Here is a 22,172-nt window from a genome sequence, read left to right on the forward strand (position 1 = left end):
CGGATCAGGCCGCGCTCGGGATGTAGGGCTTCCAGTTGTCCGGGATATGTTCCAGCCGTGGGTAATCCAGGCCGGCGAACTGCGGTTCGCTGAGCATGAAGGGCGTGTGCCGCTGCTCCACCGGCAACCCGCGCAGCTCCGGCAGCCAGAGGCTGACGTAGGCGGCGTCCGGATCGTACTGGCGGGCCTGGCGCAGGGCGTTGAAGGCCCTTGCGCGACGCGGGTCGCTGGCCACCCCGGCAAGGTAGGCCCAGTTGCCCCAGTTGCTCGCCGGGTCGTAGTCCAGCAGGTGCTCCTCGAACCAGGCCGCGCCATAGCGCCAGTCCTGCTGCAGGTCGTTCACCAGGTAGCTCGCCACTACCTGGCGGCCGCGGCTGGACATCCAGCCGGTCATCACCAGCTCGCGCATGTTGGCGTCCACCAGCGGCATCCCGGTACGCCCGTTGCACCAGCGCAGGTAGCGTTCGTCGAGGTTGCGCGGCGCCCTTGCGGTGGCCTTCAGGCCGTCCGCGCGAAACAGCGCACCGCCGTAGCGCAGCAGGGTCCAGCGGAAGAACTCGCGCCACAGCAGCTCCATCCACAGCTGCTGGGTGGATTCGCTGCGGCCATGTTGCGCCTCCAGCCGGTGCAGCTCGGCGGCGACCCGGCGTGGCGACAGGCTGCCATTGGCCAGCCAGGGCGAAAGCTTGGAAGAGTACTCGCTGCCGATCAGGCCGTTGCGGCTGTCCTGGTATTGATGGACGCCCTGGGATTCCCAGAGGTAGTCGCGCATCCGCGCCAGGGCCGCCGGCTCGCCGCCGGAAAAGGGAAAGGCGGTGGCCGGTACCCCCAGGGGCTCGCCGAAGCCCAGGCGGGACAAGGTCGGCAATGGCTCCATCAGGCTGGCCGCGCCGCTCGGCAGAGGGGGCAAGGCATAGGACATGGCGCGGGGCTGGAAGACGATGGGGCGCTCCTCCAGCAGGGCGCGGAACTGGTTGAAGACCGAAGGCAGATCGTTCAGCGGCGTGGGCAGCTCCTCTTCGCGCAGCAGGCTGTTGCCCCGCAGCTCGGACAGCGGCACCCCCAGGGCATGGCGCACCCGGCGGATCTCGGCGCGCTCGTGCGGCGCCACCTCCTCCAGGGTCAGCACCTCGTCTATGCCCAGGCGCTCCACCAGGGTGGGGATCACCAGTTCGGCATGGTCCTGCACCACCAGCAGGCGCGAGCCATGCTGGCGCAGGCCGGCGTCGAGGGCGGCGAGGCTTTCCAGCAGGAAGCGCGCGCGGTGCACGCCCAGCCGGCGCGGGCCGAGGGGCGAAGGCCGGAGCATTGCCGGGTCGAAGACATACAAGGGCAACAGGCGATCCGCCTGCAGTGCCGCCTGCAGCGCCGGGTGGTCATCGAGTCTGAGGTCCTGCTTCAACCAAAGCAGCGCGCGGCGCATGGCGGTTTCCCTCGGCTGGGGTATCCCCTCCCTACAACATTACCTGCAGGCTGAAAACTCCACGTCGCCGTTCATCCCGGCTTGTAGGCCCCATGTCCGATTGCGTGCTGGCCCCGCGCAATCACGCACCGCGTATAATCCGCGCCCTTTTCCCGCCGGGCAGCCCTGGGAAGAATCCGTAACAGGTTCGCCGCCGGGCTTTGAGCCTTCGCGCAGACGCCAGCGCCGCCGGCCATTACACTTTCGCCCATTGGTTGAGGGGAACCCCCATGGAAATCCTAGGCATCGCCGTCCTGATCTTTCTGGTCACCGACCCGTTCGGCAACATCGCCATCTTCATCGCCGCCCTCAAGGGCGTCGCCCCCGAGCGGCGCCTGCGGGTAGCCCTGCGCGAGCTGCTGTTCGCCCTGGCGCTGCTGATGCTGTTTCTCACCTTCGGCGACAAGATCCTCAGCGGCCTCGGCCTGTCCCGCGAGTCCATCGCCATCGCCGGCGGCATCATCCTCTTCATCATCGCCCTGCGGCTGATCTTCCCGCGGCCGGAGGGCGTGCTCGGCGACCTGCCCGGCGGCGAGCCGATGCTGGTGCCCCTGGCCACCCCGGCGGTGGCCGGCCCTTCGGCCCTGGCGGTGCTGATGACCCTGCGCAACACCCACCAGGGTGCGCTCTGGGAACTCTATGTCGCGGTACTGCTGGCTTGGGCCTGCACCGCGCTGATCCTGTTGCAGGCCGCCTTCCTGCAGCGCTTCCTCGGCGACCGTGGCCTGATGGCCGTGGAGCGCCTGACCGGTATGCTGCTAATCATGCTCAGCATCGACATGCTGCTCGATAACCTGCAAAGCATCCTCCACCTGAACCCATGAAGACCCTATTCCTCAGCCTCGCCCTGCTTTTGCTCGGCGGCTGCGCCGGTGGGCTGCGCATCGACGACAGCCACACCTCCGTGAGCCAGAGCAGCCGCGTGCAGTACGTGGTGCTGCACTACACCTCCACTGACTTGGACGGCTCCTTGCGCGTGCTGACCCGCGATGGCGTCAGCAGCCACTACCTGATCGGCGACCACCCGGCGAAGATCTACCGTCTGGTGGATGAGAACCGCCGTGCCTGGCATGCCGGAGAAAGCGAATGGCAGGGCCGTACCTGGCTGAACGCCAGCACCCTCGGCATCGAACTGGTCAACGAGGGCTATCGCGAAACCGCCAACGGCCGGGTCTACCAGCCGTTCAGCGAGGAGCAGATCGACGCCCTGATCCTGCTCCTCAAGGACATCGTCCAGCGCCACAGCCTGCCGCCCGGCAGCATCATCGGCCACAGCGACATCGCCCCCCAGCGGAAGGTCGATCCGGGTCCGCTCTTCCCCTGGAAGCGCCTCGCCGACGCCGGCCTGGTCCCCTGGCCGGATGTCCGCGCGGTAGCCCGCGAGCAGGCACGCTTCGCCTTGGCCCTGCCCACCATCGGCTGGTTCCAGCAGCAGCTGGCGCGCCAGGGCTATACCACCCCGCAGACGGGCGTGCTGGACAAGGCCACGCGCAGCGTCATCGCCGCCTTCCAGATGAAATACCGCCAGCGCCTCTACGATGGACAGCCGGACGCCGAGACTGCAGCCCTGCTGCTGGTGCTCAACGGGATGCCCCACTGAGGGCCGAGAGAAGAACTTCCACGTTGCAGGATCTTCTTTTCTGTAGGGGCGAATTCATTCGCCCCTACAAGGAAAGCTGCAGCCCCTACCTACACCGGCAACGTCATATAGAACTGCGCCCCCTGCCCCGGCCGTGAATAGAGGCCGATGCGCCCGCCGTGCAGCTGCACGATCTCCTTGCACAGGGCCAGCCCGAGGCCGGCGCCGCCCTTGCGGTGGCCAATCTGCACGAAGGGCTCGAAGATCCTCGCCTGCTGGCTGTAGGGCACGCCCTCGCCCTCGTCGGCGACGCTGAGCAGCACCCGCTCGCCATGACGCCTGGCCTGCAGGCGGATATGGCCGCCCTCCGGGCTGTGGCGGATGGCGTTGCCCACCAGGTTGTCCAGCACCCGCTCGATCTGCAGGCGGTCCAGGTTCACCCGTGGCAACGGTGGTTGCAGTTCCAGCTCGATCTCGATGGACCGTTCGCCGGCATGGGCGGAGTAGCGCTGGCGCAGCTGCGCCAGCATTTCCTCGAGGTCGCAGGGTTGGCGCTCCAGCACCTGTACGCCGCTCTGGTAGCGGGAGAAGTCCAGCAGGTCGTTGATCAGTCGCACCAGCCGATGCATCTCCTCGTCCACTGTCTGCAAGAGGTCTGCCTCGCGGGATTCCGGTTCGAAGCGCAGACGCTCGTTGAGCAGGCCGAAGGCCATCTGCATGCCGGTCACCGGGGTGCGCAGTTCGTGGGAGGCGCGCAGTACGAACTCGTTGCGCACCCGCTCGAAGGCGCGCTCCTCGGTCACGTCGCGCAGGACCATGACGCCGCCCAGGCGACGCTCCTCGTCCAGTACCACCGGCGCCAGTCGCCAGCTCAGCACGCGTTGCTCGCCATCGGCGTCTACCACCAGATCCTCCGGCACCTCTTCCAGGGGGTCGCCACGCAATACCCGCTGAGCCAGCTCGTCCAGCTCCGGGTGGCCCAGGGCCCCCGCCAGCGACTGGCCGCTGGGCTGCTCCTCCCAGGACAACTGGCGTTGAGCCACGGGGTTGGCGTGCTCTACTCGTCCATGGCGGTCGAGGATCAGCAGGCCGTCGTCGATGCTGTCGAGCACCGCCTTCAAGCGTTGCTGCTCGGCCAGCAGCTTCTCGATGTTGCTCGCCTTGAGAACGCGCAGTGCCTCGGCCATCAGGCCGAAACGGCGGATCAGCGCGGCGATCTCGTTCACCGGCGACAGCGGCAGGGTGACCTGGAAATCCCCCTGGCCGATCTGGTCGGCCGCCTTGGCCAGGGCGTCTATGGGTTCGCCGAAGCGCCGGGCTATGCCCTGGGCGGTGACGACGCCGCTCAGCAGCACCGCCACGCCGAGCAGGCCGATCAAGCTGGCGATCAGCACGGCGCGGTCGCGGGCGGTACCCTCGGCACCGTCCACCACCGCCAGGGAGTGGCGTTGCAGTGCCACCATGTTGTTGCGCAGCAGGTCCAGGGAATGGCTGAAGTCATTGTCGTCCAACAAGCCCCTACGCAGGTCGGCAGGCTGGTGCACCACCTCGAGGAAGGTCTGGTAAGACGCAGCGATCTTCTGGAATTGCTCGTGAGTCTCGGCATCTCCCGCCGACTTCAGGCCTTCCTCCAGGGCAGCGAGGAACTTGCGCTGGGATTCCTCCAGCGCGGGTACGTCCAGTTCCTTGCCCATCAGGTTGACCAACTGGTCGCCCAGGTGCTGGCGCAGCTCCAGGCTGATGTTGATGGTGGCGAAGGCCCGATTGATCAGGTGTTCGTGGGAGCCGGCCAGCTGCATCACGCTGAACAGACCCAGCAGCAGACCCACCAGGGCCACCGTGATCAGCGCGGAGATGCTCAGGAACAGCTGCGTGCGCAGTCTCATGCCAGCGGGCCGGATCACAGGCCGTAGAGCTTGCGTTTGCGGTACAGGGTCGAGGCGTCGATGCCGAGGGTGCGGGCTGCCTGGTCCAGGGTCTCGCTGCTGGCCAGGACCCCGGCGATATGCGCCCGCTCCAGCGCTTCCAGGCTCAGTGGGCCGCCCACCCGCGGCGAGCTGTCGGTGGAGGTGTCACCCAGACCCAGGTGGCCGACATCGATCAGTTCCTGGTTGCAGATGATGCTGGCGCGCTCGATCACATTGCGCAGCTCGCGCACGTTGCCCGGCCAGCGGTAGCCCTGCAGCGCCGCCAACGCCTCCTCGCTGAAACCGCGGGCGGGACGCGCGTAGTCGTTGATGAAGTGGGCGAGGAAGCGGTCGGCGAGGCCGAGTATGTCCTCGTGCCGTTCACGCAGCGGCGGCAGGCTCAAGGCGATCACATTGACGCGGTAAAGCAGGTCTTCGCGGAAGCGGCCATCGCGGACCATCTCATCGAGGTCGAGGTTGGTGGCGGCGAGGATGCGCACATCCGCGCGCCGGGTCACCGGGTCCCCCACCCGCTCGTATTCCTTGTCCTGGATGAAGCGCAGCAGCTTGGGCTGCAGGCTGATGGGGAAGTCGCCGATCTCGTCGAGGAAGAGGGTACCGCCGTCGGCCTGGCTGACCCGGCCCAGGGTGCTTTCGCTGGCACCGGTGAAGGCGCCGCGACTATGTCCGAACAGTTCGCTCTCCATCAGTTCGGCCGAGAGCGACGGGCAGTTGATGGTGATGAAGGATTTCTTCGCCCGTTTGCTCCATCCATGAATGGCGCGGGCCAGCTCGCCCTTGCCGGTGCCGGACTCGCCGAGGAGGAGGATATTGGCGTCGGTGCCGGCCACCTGGCGGGCGGTTTCCAGCACCGCCATCATCGCCGGGCTCTGAGATTCGAGGACGTCGCCGGCGCGGCGCATCTCGCCCTCCAGCGCCTCCAGGCGCGCGGTGAGCTGGCGCATCTCCAGTTGCTTGGCCGCGGCCATGCGCAGCTGGTCCGGACTGCAGGGCTTGACCAGGTAATCGGCGGCACCGGCCTGCATGGCGTCTACCGCGGTGTCCACCGCCGAGTGCGCGGTAACTATCACCACCCGCATCCAGGGTGCCTGGACGCGCATCTGCGCCAGCACGTCGAGGCCGTTGTCTTCGCCCAGACGCAGGTCGAGGAAGCAGAGATCGAATACCTGCCGTTGCAGCAGCGCCTCGGCCTGGGGGGCGCTGGCGGCGGTGGCCACGCTGTAGCCCTGGTCCTCCAGGCAGTAGCGGAAGGTGCGCAGAATGGCGGCTTCGTCATCCACCAGCAGTATGCGTCCCTGGTTCTCGGTTACCGGTTCCATGCTCTCACTCCATTTCCGAGTCATAGAAAGTTAGTCCAAGAAATATCGTGCAAGTTGCAATCGTATTTCTTACATGCGTTGCAGCATGCACGCGTAGGAACACCCAGCTAAAAAAGCAACTTGCTGACTAATAAGAGAATTCAACTTCAAGAAGGAATGGCACAGGCCTTGCGACGTTTCCCGTACCTGAAGTCGCACCGGTCTTTCTACCTCTTGTGACCCCTGCGCACCCCAGGTGCACTCCGCCTGGAACAGGGAGGTTCCAGGTCTTTTCGAGAAGTGCAATTTGCCCGAACGGAGAACCCGCGATCATGCAAATTGCCGCCAGGCCAGATCGGATGCTTGGTGTAACAGACTGAATTAACGAGGTTTTTATCCGGGTCCTGAGTGGCATGTGCCGTGCACTTGAAGATCCAGAGCCGGCCAGGCCGGCAAATCCGCCCGAGGGAGGATTCGAGGATGAAAGGCTTCCAATCGCGCACGTCCAGATTATTCATGGCCCTGTTCATCGGACTGGTCGTACTGCTTGGGCTACTCGCCGAACAGCAGTTTCGCGAACGCATCCAACCCAAGCCGTTGCAGGTGCCGGCCGCGGAACAGAGCAGTTCCATCGCGCCGGTCCGTGCCGACGGCCCGCTCCATGAAGTCCGCCAGCGCGGCTGGGCCGAAATCAGCGTCCAGCCGCGCTGGACATTCTGAATGGAGCAAGGAGTCGTGCCATGTGGAGCTTCGTCCTGATCACCGCGCTGTGCTGCATCGGCATGCTGCACAGCGTCCTCGAGCAATTCGCAGCATCCGCTGGCTCGGCGTACGTCGCGGTGTCGGTGGTTCGAGTGCAGCCAGGCTGCAAGCCGCTGCGCTGAATAACCAAAGCAGAAGGAGAAAGCCATGTTGAGCTGGGCACTTACATTCCTGGTCATCGCCATAGTCGCCGCCGTGCTGGGTTTCGGTGGCATTGCCGGGACCGCCGCGGGCATCGCGAAGATTCTCTTCATCATCTTCCTGGTGCTGTTCGTGGTGTCCTTCATCATGGGTCGCCGAGCGCCCTGAGGAGGTTCGATGGATAGCTGAAACAAGGAAGATGCCTGGGCACTTTATGGGCAGGTGCTTGACGACAAGTCGCCCAGTCGCCTCGCCAGTTACCGCTGGCGAGGCGAGCCGGATGAGGAGGTCCGACACATTCTCGACGAGCAGTTGAACGCGAATCCGAACGGGTACTGAGGATTCCAGGGATGGCCCGGCAACGGGCCGTTGGACCAAGGGGTCGGGTTGTTCCGCGTCGTCAGGAGCGGCGTGACCCAGGGGTAAAGGGGGAGCCTCCGCGCAGGCGGGCCGGGTCAGGCAAGCTGCTGCCGGGAGCTGGACGGGTGCCAGCTCCCGGTGGGCAGCGGGAATCAATTCTGGAGCAACGTCCTGTAGGGGCGATTTCAATCGCCAAGCAGGCCGAAGGTCTGCCCCTTGAGACCATGGGGATGCTTCGCATCCCTTGGCGAATGAATTCGCCCCTACAGAGCACTTATCCCGCCTCACTGCATCCTGCTGACCAGTTTCGCCACATGCTCCCCCTGGAACTTCGCCAGGGCCAGTTCCTTCTCGCTCGGCTTGCGCGAACCGTCGGCCCCGGCCATCGTGGCCGCGCCATAGGGCGAGCCGCCGCGAAGTTCGCTGATGTCGCTGAGTTCGGGCGCCGAATAGGGCAGCCCGGCGATCAGCATCCCGTGGTGCGCCAGGGTGTGCCAGAAGGAGGTGATGGTGGTCTCGGAGCCACCGCCGGTACCGGTGGACGTGAAGACGCTGGCCACCTTGCCGATCAGTGTCCCTTTCACCCAGAGTCCGCCGGTCTGGTCGAGGAAATTGCGCATCTGCGCGCACATATTGCCGAAGCGGGTCGGCGTGCCGAACAGGATGGCATCGTAGTCCGCCAGTTCCTGCGGGCTGGCCACGGGCGCGGCCTGGTCCAGCTTGGCGCCGGCCTTTCGGGCCACGTCCTCGGGCATGGTTTCCGGCACCCGCTTCAGGGTCACCTCCACCCCCGGCACATTGCGCGCACCCTCGGCGACCGATTCCGCCATGCGTTCGATATGACCGTACATCGAGTAATAGAGCACCAGCACCTTCTTCATTTCCGCTCTCCAGGTTTCCATGGGCAGGCGGCCGGAAACCGCCGGACCCAGTCAGCCTAGATGGCGTCCACACACTTCGCCGCCTTGCCTTTCGGGACGTCGGGCATGCCGGAACTGCTATCCGGCAACCTCTGGAACCATCGTCCTATCTGGTTTTCATTATGCCGATTCGGCATGGGGTAGACGGTTACGGCATTAGACGATCATTAGCACCCTATGAATCATGGCGCCCCTTTGCGGTTCGCCCGGCCATCCCGGACGCTGCCGTACTCCCGACTTCCATAAGAAATCAGAGGGTGACGACTATGACCAAGGCCAGACTGAGCCTCGCGTGGCAGATTCTCATCGGGCTGGTGCTGGGTATCGCCATTGGCGCCCTGCTCAACCACTTCAGTGCCGAGAAAGCCTGGTGGATCGCCAACGTCCTGCAACCGGCCGGTGACATCTTCATCCGCCTCATCAAGATGATCGTCATCCCGATCGTCATCGCCTCGCTGATCGTCGGCATCGCCGGCGTGGGTGACGCCAAGAAGCTCGGCCGCATTGGCTTCAAGACCATCGTCTACTTCGAGATCATCACCACGGTGGCCATCGTGGTCGGCCTGTTGCTGGCGAACTTCTTCCAGCCTGGCACCGGCATCGACATGAGCACCCTGGGCACCGTGGACATCTCCAAGTACCAGCAGACCGCCCAGGAAGTGCAGCACGACCATGCCCTGATCTCGACCCTGCTCAACCTGATCCCCTCCAACATCTTCGCTGCGGTGGCCCGTGGCGAAATGCTGCCGATCATCTTCTTCTCGGTGCTCTTCGGCCTGGGCCTGTCGAGCCTGCCGGGCGAAACCCGCGAGCCCCTGGTGAAGATATTCCAGGGCGTCTCGGAAACCATGTTCAAGGTCACCCACATGATCATGGCCTACGCCCCCGTCGGCGTGTTCGCGCTGATCGCGGTGACAGTCGCCAACTTCGGCTTCGCCTCCCTGCTGCCGCTGGCCAAGCTGGTGCTGCTGGTCTACTTCGCCATCGCTTTCTTCGCCTTCATGGTGCTGGGCCTGGTGGCGCGCCTGTTCGGCTTCTCCATCGTCAAGCTGATGCGCATCTTCAAGGACGAGTTGATCCTCGCCTATTCCACCGCGAGTTCGGAAACCGTGCTGCCACGCATCATCGAGAAGATGGAAGCCTACGGCGCGCCGCGGGCCATCAGCAGCTTCGTGGTGCCCACTGGCTACTCCTTCAACCTCGATGGCTCGACCCTCTACCAGAGCATCGCCGCCATCTTCATCGCCCAGCTCTACGGCATCGACCTGTCCATCAGCCAGCAACTGCTGCTGGTGCTGACACTGATGGTGACCTCCAAGGGCATCGCCGGCGTGCCGGGCGTCTCCTTCGTGGTGCTGCTGGCCACCCTCGGCAGCGTCGGCATCCCCCTGGAGGGCCTGGCCTTCATCGCCGGTGTCGACCGCATCATGGACATGGCCCGCACCGCCCTGAACGTGATCGGCAATGCCCTGGCTGTACTGGTGATCGCCAGGTGGGAAGGCATGTACGACGCCGAGAAGGGCGAGCGCTACTGGAACTCCCTGCCCCACTGGCGCAGCGCCGAGGCGCAGCCCAAGGGCCGCGCGGTGATTGACTGATCCGAGTGATAAAAAAGCCCCGACCGAGTCGGGGCTTTTTTATGGCCGTTTGGCGGACAGGTGCTCCGGCGCCAGACTCGGCTTCCCAGAGATTGCATTCGCCGCCACGGCTGCCGCCCCGCTAGAATCCGCGTCACTGATTTTTGGGGGACTGCACATGCTCAATGGCCTGTGGCTGAGCTTTTTCCTGGTGGCGGCGGTGGCCGCAGTGGGGCGTTGGATAGGTGGGGACCCGGGCGTCTGGGCGGCGATGGTGGAAAGCCTGTTCGCCATGGCCAAGCTCTCGGTCGACGTGATGATCCTGCTGTTCGGCACCCTCACCCTCTGGCTCGGCTTCCTGCGCATTGCCGAGAAGGCCGGGTTGGTGGATATCCTCGCGCGTCTGCTTGGCCCGCTGTTCGCCCGCCTGATGCCGGAGGTGCCGCGCGGTCACCCTGCCCTTGGCCTGGTCACCCTGAGCTTCACCGCCAACGGCCTGGGCCTCGACAACGCCGCCACGCCCATCGGCCTCAAGGCGATGAAGGCCCTGCAGGAACTGAACCCAAGCAGCACCTCGGCGAGTAACGCCCAGGTTTTGTTCATGGTCATGAACGCCTCCTCTTTCGTGCTGCTGCCGGTGTCCATCTTCATGTATCGCGCCCAGGCCGGCGCCAGCGACCCGGCCCTGGTGTTCCTGCCCATCCTCCTGGCCAACGCCATTTCCACCATGACCGCGCTGCTCTCGGTGGCCTTCATGCAGCGGATCAAACTGACCGACCCGGTGCTGCTCGCCTGGTTCGGCGGCGGCGCGCTGTTGCTCGGGGGCTTCATGGCGGTGCTGGCCGGCCTCTCGGCGACCGCGCTGACGGCGCTGTCCTCGCTGCTCGGCAACCTCACCCTGTTCGCCCTGATCCTCGCCTTCCTGGTGATGGGCGCGCTGAAGAAGGTGCCGGTCTACGAGAGCTTCATCGAGGGGGCCAAGGAAGGGTTCGACGTCGCGAAGAACCTGCTGCCCTACCTGGTGGCCATGCTCTGCGCCGTCGGTGCATTGCGCGCCTCGGGTGCCCTGGACCTGGTGCTGGATGGCATCCGCTGGACGGTGGAGGGCCTGGGGCTGGACAGCCGCTTCGTCGAGGCGCTGCCCACCGGCCTGGTCAAACCGTTCTCCGGCAGTGCGGCCCGGGCCATGCTGCTCGAGACCATCCAGAGCCAGGGCGTCGACAGCTTCCCTGCGCTGGTGGCCGCCACCATGCAGGGCAGCACTGAAACCACCTTCTATGTGCTGGCGGTCTACTTCGGCTCGGTGGGCATCCAGCGCGCGCGCCACGCCGTGGGCTGCGCCCTGCTCGCGGACCTGGCCGGGGTGCTGGCCTCCATTGGCGTCTGCTACTGGTTCTTCGGCTGAACTAACAGCCCCCTCTCCCGCTTGCGGGGTGAAGAGGCACATTTTCGGAAGCAGCGCTTCCAGTGCCGATGAACGACTGAGCGCGAAGCGATCAGGCCGGGGCGCAGGGCGGGGTTGGGGTGAGGGGCTTTTGTCTGTTGGGCTTCGCATGGCTCAGCCACAACCTACGACACCAGTCGAGATCAGTGCGGTTTGGGCGGCAGCTCGGACGGGGTAACGCGGAAGCGCAGGGTGCCGATCATCTGCCCGGCCTCGGTGAGTACCTGCACCTGCCAACGGCCCGCCGGGTTGCCGGGGAAGTTCTGCTTGTGGGTCCAGGCGCGGTAGCCCGCCTCGCGGCCGCCGTGGATATCCAGGGCGATGCGGTCCACCTCGCGGCCATTGAAACGCCACACGTGGTAGATGCGCTCGTTCAGCCCGCGCGGCGCGTTGATCGCGGTATAGGCGTAGAGCCCCTTGCTGCGCAGTTCCGCCGCGCTGACCTCTTTCACCCCATTGCCTGGCGTCCGCTTGTGGTTGTCCAGGTCGGGTGTCACGGCCACCTCGGTGAGCCAGAGGGTCGCCGGCGGCACCCATACCCGCGTCACCCAGCCCAGTCCGCCCAACGCCAGAGTCAGCCCCACCAGGCCCACGCCGCGCCACCAGTGCTGCACGCGGAACGTGCCGAACAGACTGACGAAGGACAGCGCCACGGCGGTGCCAAGGGCCCAGCGGTAACTCTGCGCGGTGGTCAGCTGGAGGATCAGCGGCAGCGCCGCCAGCAGCACGGCGAACAGCGTCAGGGTGTGATAGGCGAGGAACAGCCAGCGGCGCGGCGCCAGGTGGCGGTTGTAGACCGGGTCGGTGATCGAGCAGAGCGCCGCCACGCCCAGCAGGCCGGTGAACAGGGCCTGGCCACTGTTCCAGCTGGTGGTGATGGCAAAGAACGGCAGCACGAAGAACAGGCTTTCCTGGTGGATCAGCTGGGTCAGGAAGCGCATCAGCGGTGGCGGCAACTCGATGCCGAAGAGCCGTTCGATGCTGCGCCGGAACAGGTTTTCCAGCATCAACCAGACCCAGCTCACCAGCAGCAGGATGGCGATCACCTTGGCCACCCGCGCGCCACGCTCCACCAGGAAGAAGCTCGCCATGCCCGAGCAGAAGCCATAGAGGGCGATCAGCCGCGGATGCCGCTGCAGCAGCTCGATCAGCTTGAGTACCTGGGGCTTGAAAGTGGACAGCAACATCGGGCGCGACTGGGCTCGGGGCAAAGCGCGCAGGATACTGCCGCCCGGCGACCCTGAGAAGGCGCGATGCCGCCGGGCTGACGGCGTGCGGTTCAGCCCAGCAGCAGGCGCATCGTCTGCGGCTGGTCGGGTCGGCCGTTGGGCAGGGTGCAGGGCGGCAGATCCGCCACCCAGCGGAAGGCGAAATGCTCGTAGAGGCGGATGGCCGGGCCGTTGGATTTCAGCACCACCAGGTCCACCCTGCGCATGCCCAGCTGCCGGCAGCGATCCAGCGCCGCTTCCATCAGCTGTCCGCCCAGGCCCTTGCCGCGATGGGCCTTCAACACCTGCATGCCGAGCAGGCCGAAGTCCTCCCCCGAGCCGTCATACACCCGGCAGAAACTGGCCGGGAAGATCTCGATCGAGCCCACCAGCTCATCCCGGATGTCGGCGACGAACTGCGGCAGGCCCAGGGGCAGCGTCCGCAGCAACTGGGCACGCATCTGCTCGATGGGCGGGGCTTCGGCGCGCAGGAGGAACTCGCCCTCGGCGCTGACTTCGACGAAGAGCCGGTGCAAGGCTTCGATATCGCTGATGCGCAGCTTCCTGATCGACATGGGCATCCCGCTCGTGGGTGACTGCAGGCACTCTGGCCCAGGGCGCGTGGCCTGGCAACCGCGCTGCGTGGCTGTCGACTGGGCGAACCTTGTAGCGGTAAAGGCTCGCTCAGCGGTGCGATTGGACCTCCGGCCCGAAGTAACGCTGGGCCTCCGGCTGGGCGACGTCCTCGTCCACCGCTTCCGGCGCGTCGGGGTTATCCAGTACCGCATAGGCGATGGCGCAGAACAGCGAGTTGAGGCGCTTCATGTCGCTGATCAGGCCCAGGTGAAGGGCGCTGGTCTCAATGCTTTGCACCACCTGCTGGTGCAGCCGCGAAACGTGGGCATGGGCGTAACGCCGTTCGAGGATGCGGAAGCGCTGTTTGGCCCGGCGCAGGCGTTTGGCGTTTTCCTGGTCGCCGTTGAGGAACACCGAGAGGGCGAGGCGCAGGTTTTCCACCAGCTGGTCGTGGAGGCTGACGATCTCCGCCAGCCCTTCATCGGAGAAGGCGCGGCCCTGGGCGTTCTTCTTGCTCTGCACGTCGTCGAGCATGCGCTCGATGATGTCGCCGGCCTGCTCCAGGTTGATGGTCAGTTCGATGATCTCGGCCCAGCGCCGACTGTCGCGTTCGCCCAGGTCCTCGTGCGGCATGCGCGCCAGGTAGAGCTTGATGGCGGTGTAGAGGGCGTCGATATCGTCGTCGAGGCGGTGGATGTCCTTGCCCAGCATCGGGTCGCCGCCGCGCAACAGATGCAGCAGGTTGTTCAGCATCTGCTCGACGATGTCGCCCATGCGCAGGGTCTCGCGCACCGCGTTGGCCAGGGCCAGGCTCGGCGTCTCCAGGGCGGCGGGGTCGAGGTGGCGCGGCTTGACCACATCGTCGGGCTGCGGGCGGTCCGGCAGCAGCCAATCGCAGAAGCGCGCCATGGGCACCGTCAGCGGCAGGCAGAGGGCGCAGCGCACGCTGTTGTAAAGGACGTGGAAGGCAATCACCAGCTCGGCATTGGAGATGGGCCAGCCGTCGATCCAGTTGGCCAGCGGCCCCACCAGCGGCAGCACCAGGGCGCAACCGGCCAGCTTGAACAGCAGGCTGCCCAGGGCCACCCGGCGCCCGGCGGCGTTCTGCAGGCCGCTGCTGAGCAGGGCGAGGACGCCGCTGCCGAGGTTGGCACCAATCACCAGGCAGAGCGCCACCTTGAGGGAGATCACCTTGGACGCGGCGAGGGTCGCGGTGAGCAGCACGGCAGCCAGGCTGGAGTAGGAAACCATTGCGAACAGGGCGCCGGTCAGGGCATCCAGCAGCACGTCGCCGGTGAGCGAAGAGAACAGCACCTTCACCCCCTTTGCGGTGGTGATGGGCTCGGCGGCGGCGATGATCAGCTGCAGGGCGAGGATGATCAGCCCGAGGCCGATGCCCACGCGGCCGAGCTGGCCGAGGCGGGTCTGCTTGCGGGAGAGAAACAAGATCACGCCGAAGAAAATCAGCAGTGGCGACAGCCAGGACAGGTCCAGGGTCAGCACCCGCGCCATCAGCGCCGTGCCGACGTCCGCGCCGAGCATGATGGCGAGTGCCGGGGCCAGCAGCATCAGGCCCTGGGCGACGAAGGAACTGACCAGCAGCGCGGTGGCATTGCTGCTCTGCACCAGGGCGGTCACCCCGATGCCGGCAGCAAAGGCCAGGGGACGGCGGCGCACGCTGCGGCTGAGCAGGCGGCGCAGGTTGGCGCCGTACACACGGAGGATCCCGGTTCGCACGATGTGCGTGCCCCAGATGAGCAAGGCGACGGCCGAGAGCAGATTGAGCAGCGTCAGCATGGTGGCCCTCCTGGCGATCGCGAAGGCCGCTGTGTCCATGCGCGGGGAAACAGCGGCGCAGTCAGGCGAGTGGTAATGAAATTGTCATCTTTAGACCTTCATGGTCTTGCGTGATTTCCGGGATTCGCCTGACTTTCTGGCACCTGCTGACAAGTAAAGCTCGCCGCGCCGGATTCTGCTCGTTATCGATCAAGGGCTTGGGGAAAAAAGTTGAGGTGATTTCCGCGAGGTGCCCATAGCCAGGATTACATCCGTATATGGGGACAGCGGTAGGGTGCGCCATGCGCACCGGGCGGAGGCGACGCTGGCGCGGACCATGGCCCGGCCGCAGGCGTTGGTGCGCACGGCGCACCCTGCGGCCGATGATCCGCAATGGCGCTCAGCCCACCTGCCGCCTCGCCCAGAACGGTTCCTGGGCAAAGCGCCCCTCGGCGCCGTAGTAGCCGCGCTTGAGCGTGAGGTACTCATCGACATGGCGGCGGATATCGTCGCCATAGGTCCGGCGCAGGGCCTGCTCGTCGGCCCGGTCGGTGAAATGCGCGGCCGCCAGGCGGGCGGCTTCGATACCGGTGCTGAGGGCGTAGCCGATGCCCATGGACGACAGCGGATCGAACGCCGCCGCGGCATCGCCCGCCGCTGCCCAGCCCTCGCCGCTGCCGGGCTCCAGCGATTGCGAATGGGCCGGCCAGACGCGCAGTGGCTCCAGTGCTTCGAGCTGGCCGATACGTGCGCGAGTGTGGGGTGCCCGGTCCAGAGCGGCTTGCCAGAAGGCGGTACGGCTGGCGTGGCATTCCTGCAGCAGGTCGGAATCGGTCATCAGCACCGACACCACGCGACCGTCCGGCACCGGCGCGCTGTACCACCAGCCCATGGGCACCGACTCCACCAGGGAGCAGGCTTCCACCGTCGCGCTGGCGGCGTCGTGGTAAGTGGCCATCCCCACCAGGTGGTCGTGACGCTGCTTCTTCGCCCCCAGCGCACGGGCCAGCCAGGCACTGCGCCCGGTGGCGTCGATCAGGTAGCCGCAGCGCAGCGGAACCTCGGCGTCTTCCAGGCTGACGGTGAGGCTCCAGCCGTCCTCCTCGCGTATCACCTGCTGCAGCCGCGCCTTCAGCAGCAGCTGCGCACCGAAGGCGCGGGCGGCGCTGGCCAGGCCCGCGTCGAAGCGGCGCCGGTCCAGGTGCCAGCCGTAGCCACGGCCGGTGAAGAGGAAATCCCGCGCGCGCAACTGGTCGTCACCCCAGGCCGCGGTGAAGGCGTAGGACGGGCTGAAATTGGCCGCGCGGAAGGCCTCGCCCACGCCGAGATAGTCCAGCAGGGGCAGCACGCCGGGGGAGAGGGTTTCGCCCACCTTGTCGCCGTCGTAGCCCGAGCGTTCCACCAGAATCACCGAGAGACCGGTGTAGCGCCGCAGGGTGAGGGCGGCCGCGCATGCGGCCGGCCCTCCCCCGGCGATCACTACGTCGAGGGTCCCCGGCCCCTCAGTGTGCAAGGTGCCCCCGCTTGGGAATGGCGCGACGAGTGTCCACCTTCGGCCGTTGCGGGTCGGGCGCCAGGTACCAGGTGTTGAAGAAATTGGCGTCGGCCCCGGTCACCGCGTTGCCGGCGCCCGCCACCGCGACGCTGGCGGCGACGAAGCGATCGTTGTTGCGTTCAGTCTCCACGAAGTAGGGGAACAGGTTGCGGTACGGCCCGGTGGCCTCGTTGGTGATGAAGCCCAGGTAATGCCAGGCCTGGATCATCTCCGAGAAGCTGTTGATGCCCCGGCTGTAGATCGACTGCAGCGCGGAGGGGATGCCGGACTGGTACTGCGAGGCTTCGCTGACGTCACCGGGCAGCACGTTCCACGGACTTTGCGGCGGCCACCAGTAGGCATAGTAGGTGGGCGCCTTGGGCACGCCGTCCTGCTTGTTCACTTCCGGGTCGGTGAAGTTGACGTACTGCACCGTGCACTGGAAGAAGTCCGCCTGCCAGGGAATGGCCATGCGCTTGGTCAGGTCGCCTGGCTCGCAGCCCTGGAACGCCAGGCCCGGTACGGTTTCGTTCTCTCGCGGGTCCAGGCCGTACTGGTAGTAGTAGGACTCGTCATGCCGGTGGCGGATGCGGAAGGGCGCTTCGTAAAGTTCCGGGCTGTAGAGGCTCCAGGTCACCTCGATGCCGGGGCACAGCGGGCCACCCACACAGTTGCCGACGCTGGCGCGGTCCAGCGCGGTGACGCCTGGCAGCGACGCCGGCGCGTCCAGGCTGAACTTGCCGGCAGCCCACTGGCCGAGCAGGAAGTACTGGGTGCGGGTGAGGGTGAGGAACTTCGCCAGCACCGCGTTGCTCACCGAGTTGGAGCCCGAGTTCAGCGGCATCAGTGGAATGCCCGAATCGCCGTCGAAGAGCTGGCCTTGCTGGCCGTCGGTGAAGCCGTTGTCCCCCGGGTTGCGGAACAGCCGGAAGTAGGCCTGGCGGTACTCGGCGGCGCGTTCGCTGGCATCCGTGGCGTCGAAGGGCGGCGGCGAGAAGCTGTTCAGCGCCGGTACCGAGGCCACCCAGCGGTAGCCTCCGGGACGCTTGAGGATGGGTTCGATATCGCGGCTGTAGTTGGCGATGTAGTCGGGGTTGTAGCGGCCGTTGGAGAACAGCGCCGGGAGCAGGCCGAGGTCGCGCACCGCGACGTCAAAGACCAGGTCGTCGAGGGTGACGATGTTCTCCAGTTCCGGGGCGAACTTCGGCGAGCCGACGATGCACCAGGCATTGAGGGTGAGCACCTGGCCGTTTTTGAAGGTCAGGGTGCAGGTCACCGGGCCATCGGCGATATCGTCATGCCAGCCGTCGGCGCCGGCGAAGCTGGTGATCGGCTGGTTGCCGCCGGCATGGCCGTAGCCGCCGAGCACCAGCAGGCGGCCCTCCTGGTCGGTGCGCATCTCGCCCAGGGTGTTTATCGGCAGGCCCTGGGAAGGCGGTAGCGGGAAGGAGCCGTAGCGGTAGTCCGGCGGGATGCTGTCGCGGGAGAAGTCGGCCACGCCGCCGCGGCCGTCGAGGGTGCGCGGGCCCGGGTCGATGATCAATTGCTGGCGCTGCTGCTCGTTAGTCACGTTGGCGTTGCGCAGCGGCACGCCGACCTTCTCGTAGCTGTTGTCCGGGCCCAGCAGCAGGTTGCCCTGCAGTTCCTGGAAGTTGTACCAGGCGGCCTTCTTGTTCGCGACGTGCACCGTCCATTGCAGGTTGGCCACCTGCGGGTCGTCCAGGGTGATTTCACGGGTGGAGCCGTCGGCCGCCACGGCGTATACGCAGAAGCGCGCGGCCTGGCGCTTGATGCGGCCTTCCGGGTCCTTGTACTGCTCGACGTAGATGGGCTGTCCGCGGTCGAACAGCTGCTGGCCCTGGGCGTCGCAGGCCAGCGGGCGTCCGCCGATGGCGTCCGGCGCCAGGTAGAAGGCGTCAGGGCTGTTGCCGACCCTGGCGATGCCGATGCTCGGGCCTATGACGTATTGGTCCATCTCCTTTCCTCCTCTGTATCGCGGTCTTCCATTTCCACGACGGGCCGCGCCCGCCGCGGGCCTCAACGCTCTAGTCGAAATAGCCGGAGCAGCCGGCGAAGAACTGGCTGGCGGGCATGGGCTCGCGTTGCTCGGGCGCCACCGTCTCGATCAGCAGGCCCTGCGCGCCGGGCGGCCCGCACAGGGCCACCACGCCGTCGGGTGTGCCCAGCAGGCGGCCGGGCGTGCCGCGATAGTCCCGTGGCGCCGGTGCCGCCTTGAGCAGTTCGATGCGCTGGCCGCGGAAATGACTGAAAGCGCCCGGATAGGGCGGCGACTGGGCGCGGATCAGGTTGTGGATATCGCGGGCGGGAAGCGACCAGTCGATGCGCATCTCGCGCTCGCCGCGCTTGTGGAAGAAGGTCGCCTGGCTGCGGTCCTGGGGGGTGAACTGCGCGCTGCCGCGCGCCAGGGCGTCCACCGCGGCCAGGGCCAGGCTGGAGAACAGCGGCAGGGTGCGCTGGAAGAGATCGGTGGCGGTGTCCTGGGGCCGGATGGGCACGACTTCCTGGAGCAGGATGTCGCCCAGGTCCAGCTCGTCCTCCACGCGGTGCACGGTCACGCCTGTCTGGGACTCGCCATTGGCGACCGCCCAGTTGATCGGGGCGAAGCCGCCGTAGCGTGGCAACAGCGCATCGTGCAGGTTGATGCCGCCGTGGCGGGCCAGGGCGCAGACCTTGGGCGAAAGCCAGGTACGCCAGTTGGAGAGCACCAGCAGCTCGGGCTCCAGCGCCGCCAGTTGCTCGGCCAGGGCCGGCGAGTTGGCATAGCGGCACTCGACCAGGGGGATGCCGGCGGCGGCAGCCAGGTCGGCCACCGAGGCGGCCCAGAGATTGTCGGCGGGGTTGCGGCTGGGCGCGTGGGTCACCACCAGCGGCACCTCATGGCCGTTGGCGAGCAGGGCCTCGAGGGTCTCGGTCCCCCAGCGCTGAAAACCGAAGAAAACGATGCGCATCCATTCGCCCGTCCATGGTTCTTCCCTGGTGGATTGGACACTAGTCCCGCGAAGTCAGAAGTCAAATGACGTTCATCGGCAAATCGCCTGGCCCTCCAGCACCCGTTCGGCGTCCCCGCGCTGGCGCAGCAGCCACGCATCGCCTGCCTCCAGCGCCACCTCGGCGGGCGTCGGGTGCAGGCCGAAATGCAGCAGGCTGTGATGCAGGGCATAGGCGCCGCAGTTGGGCAGGGCCAGCAGGTCGCCGGGCTCGGGCCGAGGCAGCATGAGGTCTTCCACCAGCACATCCTGGGGCGTCGGCAGGCAACCGGCGACGCTGACCTGGCGCAGTGGCCGGCCCTTCCCGCCGACCAGTCGCAGCAGCCGGTTGGCCTTGCCGTTGTAGCCCCGCAACAGGTTGTGGATGCCGCCGTCGACTATCACCCAGGTGCGCCCACGGGATTCGCGCACATCCAGCACCCGGGTGAGGTAGCAACCGCTTTCGGCCACCAGGTAGCGGCCGACCTCCAGCAGCAGGCGCAGCGGCGTCGAGGCGCTGGCCTGCAGGTCGCGCAGGCCCTGGGCAAAGTGGTCGAGGTCGAAGGCCGCCTCGCCCGAGGCACAGGGCACACCGAGGCCGCCGCCGATATCCAGGCAGTCCAGGCTGGGCCGGCCTTCGCGGCGCAACGTTTCCAATAAGCCCAGCAGCCACTGGGCCGGACGTAGCAGGCGGTCCGCATCCAGCACATTGCTCGCCACGTAGCAGTGCAAGCCACGCAGGCGCAGGCCGGGCAATGCGTCCAGTGCCGGCAGCGCCTCGGCCAGGTGGCCGGCGTCGACGCCGAATTTGCTGCTCGTCTCGGCCACCTGGATGCCGTCGCGGGCGGCCTCCTCCAGCAACGCGGCCGGTGGATGCAGGCGCAGCAACACGTCCTGGCGATAGCCCAGGCGGCATGCCAGGGCATCCAGCCGGTGGGCCTCGGTCAGGGATTCCAGCACCACCAGGGCCGGGCGCGCGGCGCCAAGGCGTTCCAGCAGGGCCGGGTACTTGGCCGGGCCGGTGAACAGCAGGCGCTCGGGCGGGTAGGCCGCGGCCAGGGCCGTCACCAGCTCGCCTTCGGAGCTGATGTCGGCGCCCAGCCCAGCTTCCCGCAACAGGCGGCAGATGCCCAGAGACGGGTTGGCCTTGAAGGCGTAATGCGCCATCGCGCCCGCCGGCAAGGCAGCCAGCAGCTTGGTGGCCTGCTGGCGGATGCGCGCCAGGTCGTAGGTGAACAGCGGGGTACCGAAGCGCTCGGCGACCCTGGCCAGGGTGGTATCAGCGGGATGATCTAGCATGAGGTTCTTCCATGAGCGTTCAGTGATCCAGGGAGGGAGCACCCATGAAGATAGTCCTGGCCTATTCCGGTGGACTCGACACCTCGGTCGCCTTGCGCTGGCTGAAGGAGCATTACCAGGCGGAGGTCATCGCCTTCTGCGCCGACCTCGGCCAGCCCGAGGATTTACCGGCGATCCGTGCCAAGGCCCTGGCCAGCGGCGCCAGCAAGGTGTTCATCGAGGACCTGCGCGAGGAGTACCTGCGCGACTTCGTCTTCCCCGCCCTGCGCGCCGGCGCCCTCTACGAGCGGCGCTACACCATGGCCGCGCCCCTGGGCCGGCCGCTGATCGCCCGGCACCTGGTGCGCATCGCCCATGCCGAGGGCGCCCAGGCGGTGGCCCATGGCTCCACCGGCAAGGGCAACGACCAGGTGCGCTTCTATGCCGGCGTGGTGGCCCATGACCCGACCCTGCGGGTGCTGGCGCCCTGTGCCGAATGGGAGCTGAAATCCCGCGACGAGGAGTTGGCCTACGCCCAGCGCTTCGGCATACCCGTCAGCGCCACGGCCGACAGCCCCTTCAGCATGGATGGCAGCCTCTGGGGTGCCAGTACGGAATGCGGCATCATCGACGACTTTCGCACCCGATTGCCGGTCAATGCCTTCCAGTTGACTACAGACCCCCAACAGGCGCCGGACGCGCCGGCGCGCCTGGTGATCGGCTTCGAGCGGGGCGTTCCGGTGAGCCTCGATGGCCAGCGCCTGGCCCCAGTGGAGCTGGTGCGACACCTTACCGAGCTGGGCGGCCGGCATGGCGTGGGGCGTGTCGACATGGTGGAAAACAGCCTGATGGGCATCAAGAACCGCGCCCTCTACGAAAGTCCGGCCGGCGCCATCCTGCACTTCGCCCACCGCGAGCTGGAGGACCTGACCATCGACTGTGACACCCTGCACTGCAAGGCCGAGCTGGCGCTCAAATATGCCGAACTGGTGTATCGCGGCCAGTGGTGGTCGCCGTTGCGCCAGGCGCTGGACGCTTTCGTCGAGGCCAGCCAGGCCCACGTCAACGGCAGCATCGGCCTGTGCCTGTACAAGGGCGGGATCTGGGTGGAAGGCCGGGAAACCTTTGACGCGCTGTTCGACTACAGCCTCACCGCCCAGGACAGCGCCGACCGCTTCAACCATCCGGCGGGCATCGGCTTCTCCTATGTCTGGTCGCTGCCCCAGCGCATCCGCGCCAAATTGCGCGGGCCGGCCTCTGAGCTCTGATCCGAAGCGAAAGCCCAGCGGGGGCGACCGCCAGCGGGCCGGCTGGTAACCTGTGCCGACCCCAAGGATGCGAT

The 22,172-nt window shown here is 66.7% G+C and carries 18 protein-coding genes and 1 pseudogene; 8 read left to right on the forward strand and 11 right to left on the reverse strand.

What is annotated here, in order from left to right; translation table 11 throughout:
* Positions 1–4: 4 nt before the first annotated feature.
* Entirely contained in the window at positions 5–1,423 is a 1,419-nt protein-coding gene (locus tag E8F12_RS19200; RefSeq protein WP_280326787.1) for a DASH family cryptochrome, read from the reverse strand.
* A 269-nt stretch (positions 1,424–1,692) separates the two neighbouring features.
* Here E8F12_RS19200 and E8F12_RS19205 point away from each other — a divergent pair, with 269 nt between their 5' ends.
* Together E8F12_RS19205 and E8F12_RS19210 are read left to right on the forward strand one after the other, a co-directional pair.
* A complete protein-coding gene (locus tag E8F12_RS19205; protein WP_280292158.1) occupies positions 1,693–2,286 on the forward strand; it encodes a MarC family protein in 594 nt (197 codons plus the stop codon).
* On the forward strand, positions 2,283–3,062 hold the full coding sequence (locus E8F12_RS19210; RefSeq protein ID WP_280326788.1) for an N-acetylmuramoyl-L-alanine amidase: 780 nt from the start codon (positions 2,283–2,285) through the stop codon (positions 3,060–3,062). Before E8F12_RS19205 ends, E8F12_RS19210 begins: the two co-directional genes overlap by 4 nt.
* An 89-nt stretch (positions 3,063–3,151) precedes the next feature.
* Here E8F12_RS19210 and E8F12_RS19215 read toward each other — a convergent pair whose 3' ends face one another.
* Positions 3,152–4,927 (reverse strand): KinB sensor domain-containing domain, encoded by a 1,776-nt coding sequence (locus tag E8F12_RS19215; RefSeq protein ID WP_280326789.1) that lies wholly within the window; start codon positions 4,925–4,927, stop codon positions 3,152–3,154.
* A 14-nt stretch (positions 4,928–4,941) separates the two neighbouring features.
* On the reverse strand, positions 4,942–6,288 hold the full coding sequence (algB, locus tag E8F12_RS19220; RefSeq protein WP_280326790.1) for a sigma-54-dependent response regulator transcription factor AlgB: 1,347 nt from the start codon (positions 6,286–6,288) through the stop codon (positions 4,942–4,944).
* Between the two features lie 495 nt (positions 6,289–6,783).
* On the opposite strand from algB, the gene E8F12_RS19225 reads away from it, so the two are divergent.
* The 3 genes from E8F12_RS19225 to E8F12_RS19235 are packed head-to-tail and all read left to right on the forward strand — an operon-like array spanning position 6,784 to position 7,338.
* Positions 6,784–6,987 (forward strand): hypothetical protein, encoded by a 204-nt coding sequence (locus E8F12_RS19225; protein WP_280326791.1) that lies wholly within the window; start codon positions 6,784–6,786, stop codon positions 6,985–6,987.
* A 20-nt stretch (positions 6,988–7,007) separates the two neighbouring features.
* Positions 7,008–7,151 (forward strand): hypothetical protein, encoded by a 144-nt coding sequence (locus tag E8F12_RS19230; RefSeq protein ID WP_280326792.1) that lies wholly within the window; start codon positions 7,008–7,010, stop codon positions 7,149–7,151.
* 25 nt (positions 7,152–7,176) lie between these two features.
* Entirely contained in the window at positions 7,177–7,338 is a 162-nt protein-coding gene (locus E8F12_RS19235) for a DUF1328 domain-containing protein (protein ID WP_280292163.1), read from the forward strand.
* Between the two features lie 476 nt (positions 7,339–7,814).
* Here the strand turns inward: E8F12_RS19235 and wrbA are convergent, their stop codons facing one another.
* A complete protein-coding gene (wrbA, locus tag E8F12_RS19240; protein ID WP_280326793.1) occupies positions 7,815–8,411 on the reverse strand; it encodes an NAD(P)H:quinone oxidoreductase in 597 nt (198 codons plus the stop codon).
* A gap of 305 nt (positions 8,412–8,716) precedes the next feature.
* On the opposite strand from wrbA, the gene gltP reads away from it, so the two are divergent.
* On the forward strand, positions 8,717–10,048 hold the full coding sequence (gltP, locus tag E8F12_RS19245) for a glutamate/aspartate:proton symporter GltP (protein WP_280326794.1): 1,332 nt from the start codon (positions 8,717–8,719) through the stop codon (positions 10,046–10,048).
* Positions 10,049–10,205: 157 nt separating this feature from the next.
* Complete coding sequence (locus tag E8F12_RS19250) at positions 10,206–11,432, forward strand: spore maturation protein (protein WP_280326795.1); 1,227 nt, start codon at positions 10,206–10,208, stop codon at positions 11,430–11,432.
* A 182-nt stretch (positions 11,433–11,614) separates the two neighbouring features.
* Here E8F12_RS19250 and E8F12_RS19255 read toward each other — a convergent pair whose 3' ends face one another.
* From E8F12_RS19255 to E8F12_RS19285, 7 genes and pseudogenes are all read right to left on the reverse strand, one after another.
* Positions 11,615–12,658 carry a DUF5924 family protein gene (locus E8F12_RS19255; RefSeq protein ID WP_280326796.1) on the reverse strand — a complete coding sequence of 348 codons (1,044 nt, stop codon included), beginning with the start codon at positions 12,656–12,658 and terminating at the stop codon, positions 11,615–11,617.
* A 92-nt stretch (positions 12,659–12,750) separates the two neighbouring features.
* A complete protein-coding gene (locus E8F12_RS19260) occupies positions 12,751–13,254 on the reverse strand; it encodes a GNAT family N-acetyltransferase (protein ID WP_280326797.1) in 504 nt (167 codons plus the stop codon).
* Positions 13,255–13,319: 65 nt separating this feature from the next.
* Positions 13,320–15,052, reverse strand: a pseudogene (locus tag E8F12_RS19265) (Na/Pi cotransporter family protein); the annotation flags it as partial.
* Positions 15,053–15,431: 379 nt separating this feature from the next.
* Positions 15,432–16,544: a tryptophan 7-halogenase gene (locus E8F12_RS19270; RefSeq protein WP_280326798.1), complete on the reverse strand. Its 1,113-nt coding sequence runs from the start codon at positions 16,542–16,544 to the stop codon at positions 15,432–15,434.
* Positions 16,534–18,540 carry a CTQ-dependent lysine 6-oxidase LodA gene (gene lodA / locus E8F12_RS19275; protein ID WP_280326799.1) on the reverse strand — a complete coding sequence of 669 codons (2,007 nt, stop codon included), beginning with the start codon at positions 18,538–18,540 and terminating at the stop codon, positions 16,534–16,536. Before lodA ends, E8F12_RS19270 begins: the two co-directional genes overlap by 11 nt.
* A gap of 70 nt (positions 18,541–18,610) precedes the next feature.
* Positions 18,611–19,534 (reverse strand): methionyl-tRNA formyltransferase, encoded by a 924-nt coding sequence (locus tag E8F12_RS19280; RefSeq protein ID WP_280326800.1) that lies wholly within the window; start codon positions 19,532–19,534, stop codon positions 18,611–18,613.
* A 72-nt stretch (positions 19,535–19,606) separates the two neighbouring features.
* Positions 19,607–20,851, reverse strand: a complete 1,245-nt coding sequence (locus E8F12_RS19285; protein ID WP_280326801.1) for a hypothetical protein — start codon at positions 20,849–20,851, stop codon at positions 19,607–19,609.
* A 44-nt stretch (positions 20,852–20,895) separates the two neighbouring features.
* Here E8F12_RS19285 and E8F12_RS19290 point away from each other — a divergent pair, with 44 nt between their 5' ends.
* The gene (locus E8F12_RS19290) at positions 20,896–22,098 is read left to right on the forward strand and encodes an argininosuccinate synthase (protein ID WP_280326802.1); all 1,203 of its coding nucleotides are present in this window, start codon (positions 20,896–20,898) and stop codon (positions 22,096–22,098) included.
* Positions 22,099–22,172 lie beyond the last annotated feature (74 nt).

Origin of the sequence: Pseudomonas sp. BN102 (genome assembly GCF_029871245.1) — a bacterium.
GTDB lineage: Bacteria > Pseudomonadota > Gammaproteobacteria > Pseudomonadales > Pseudomonadaceae > Metapseudomonas.

What these genes read in the sequence shown, in the direction of transcription:
- E8F12_RS19200 (WP_280326787.1), bottom strand. Translation starts at nt 1,423, where the DNA reads ATGCGCCGCGCGCTGCTTTGGTTGAAGCAGGACCTCAGACTCGATGAC.
- E8F12_RS19205 (WP_280292158.1), top strand. Translation starts at nt 1,693, where the DNA reads ATGGAAATCCTAGGCATCGCCGTCCTGATCTTTCTGGTCACCGACCCG.
- E8F12_RS19210 (WP_280326788.1), top strand. Translation starts at nt 2,283, where the DNA reads ATGAAGACCCTATTCCTCAGCCTCGCCCTGCTTTTGCTCGGCGGCTGC.
- E8F12_RS19215 (WP_280326789.1), bottom strand. Translation starts at nt 4,927, where the DNA reads ATGAGACTGCGCACGCAGCTGTTCCTGAGCATCTCCGCGCTGATCACG.
- algB (WP_280326790.1), bottom strand. Translation starts at nt 6,288, where the DNA reads ATGGAACCGGTAACCGAGAACCAGGGACGCATACTGCTGGTGGATGAC.
- E8F12_RS19225 (WP_280326791.1), top strand. Translation starts at nt 6,784, where the DNA reads ATGGCCCTGTTCATCGGACTGGTCGTACTGCTTGGGCTACTCGCCGAA.
- E8F12_RS19230 (WP_280326792.1), top strand. Translation starts at nt 7,008, where the DNA reads ATGTGGAGCTTCGTCCTGATCACCGCGCTGTGCTGCATCGGCATGCTG.
- E8F12_RS19235 (WP_280292163.1), top strand. Translation starts at nt 7,177, where the DNA reads ATGTTGAGCTGGGCACTTACATTCCTGGTCATCGCCATAGTCGCCGCC.
- wrbA (WP_280326793.1), bottom strand. Translation starts at nt 8,411, where the DNA reads ATGAAGAAGGTGCTGGTGCTCTATTACTCGATGTACGGTCATATCGAA.
- gltP (WP_280326794.1), top strand. Translation starts at nt 8,717, where the DNA reads ATGACCAAGGCCAGACTGAGCCTCGCGTGGCAGATTCTCATCGGGCTG.
- E8F12_RS19250 (WP_280326795.1), top strand. Translation starts at nt 10,206, where the DNA reads ATGCTCAATGGCCTGTGGCTGAGCTTTTTCCTGGTGGCGGCGGTGGCC.
- E8F12_RS19255 (WP_280326796.1), bottom strand. Translation starts at nt 12,658, where the DNA reads ATGTTGCTGTCCACTTTCAAGCCCCAGGTACTCAAGCTGATCGAGCTG.
- E8F12_RS19260 (WP_280326797.1), bottom strand. Translation starts at nt 13,254, where the DNA reads ATGTCGATCAGGAAGCTGCGCATCAGCGATATCGAAGCCTTGCACCGG.
- lodA (WP_280326799.1), bottom strand. Translation starts at nt 18,540, where the DNA reads ATGGACCAATACGTCATAGGCCCGAGCATCGGCATCGCCAGGGTCGGC.
- E8F12_RS19280 (WP_280326800.1), bottom strand. Translation starts at nt 19,534, where the DNA reads ATGCGCATCGTTTTCTTCGGTTTTCAGCGCTGGGGGACCGAGACCCTC.
- E8F12_RS19285 (WP_280326801.1), bottom strand. Translation starts at nt 20,851, where the DNA reads ATGCTAGATCATCCCGCTGATACCACCCTGGCCAGGGTCGCCGAGCGC.
- E8F12_RS19290 (WP_280326802.1), top strand. Translation starts at nt 20,896, where the DNA reads ATGAAGATAGTCCTGGCCTATTCCGGTGGACTCGACACCTCGGTCGCC.